This window comes from Stenotrophomonas humi (genome assembly GCF_001431415.1).
Taxonomy (GTDB): domain Bacteria; phylum Pseudomonadota; class Gammaproteobacteria; order Xanthomonadales; family Xanthomonadaceae; genus Stenotrophomonas; species Stenotrophomonas humi.
In genome coordinates this window covers 1-894 of the sequence record NZ_LDJI01000089.1, presented here as the reverse complement: position 1 = coordinate 894, position 894 = coordinate 1, and the positions used below count along the sequence as shown (strand labels likewise).

General features: G+C 61.7%; 2 protein-coding genes. Both read right to left on the bottom strand.

The features are described from left to right. Positions 1–144 (bottom strand): LON peptidase substrate-binding domain-containing protein (locus ABB26_RS19620; RefSeq protein WP_338062634.1); only part of this gene is annotated, 144 nt, incomplete at its 3' end. Between the two features lie 123 nt (positions 145–267). Beyond that, a partial coding sequence (locus ABB26_RS18450; RefSeq protein WP_152982757.1) for an AAA family ATPase occupies positions 268–894 on the bottom strand: 627 nt, incomplete at its 5' end.

Here is an 894-nt window from a genome sequence, read left to right as displayed (position 1 = left end):
CTCCAGCGCCTGCATGGACTTGTCACGTCCCACGAACAAGGGGATGACCATGTGCGGGAACACCACCACGTCGCGTAGTGGCAGGACCGGCAGGTCGAGAACTTCGAGTTGGGACTGGGCCATGGGGGCGGGCTCCGCAGGTATCAGGAAGGGCCAAATAAAAAAGCCGATGGCCCCGTTATGGGGCCATCGGCGAGGTGTTGCAAGAGGCGCTGGAAGCTGAACGTGAACAGGCAACAGCCCAATTCATGCCCGGCTGCTGCAGGCTCAGTCCCCGGATGCGGCCTTGGCCGGTGCCGGTGGTGTTTCGTAGATGATGTACGGCTCGGATTTGTTCTCGATGACCGACTCGTCCACCACTACCTTGCTCACGTTTTCCTGTGACGGCAGCTCGTACATCGTGTCCAGCAGCACCGATTCAACGATGGTGCGCAGGCCACGGGCGCCGGTCTTGCGCTTGAGCGCCTTCTTGGCGATGGCCGACAACGCGTCCGGACGGAATTCCAGCTCCACGTTCTCCATCTCGAACAGCTTCTTGAACTGCTTGGTGATGGCGTTCTTGGGCTCGGTCAGGATCTGGATCAGCGCCGGCTCATCCAGCTCTTCCAGCGTCGCCACCACCGGCAGGCGGCCAACGAACTCCGGGATCAGGCCGAACTTGATCAGATCTTCCGGCTCGACTTCAGCCAGCACCTTGCCGATTTCCTGCTTGCGTTCGGCGCTCTTCACCTTGGCACCGAAACCGATGCTGCTGGTGTCCGAGGAGCGCTGCTGGATCACCTTGTCCAGGCCAGCGAACGCGCCGCCGCAGATGAACAGGATGTTCTTGGTGTCCACCTGCAGGAATTCCTGCTGCGGATGCTTGCGACCGCCCTGCGGCGGCGCGTTCGCTGG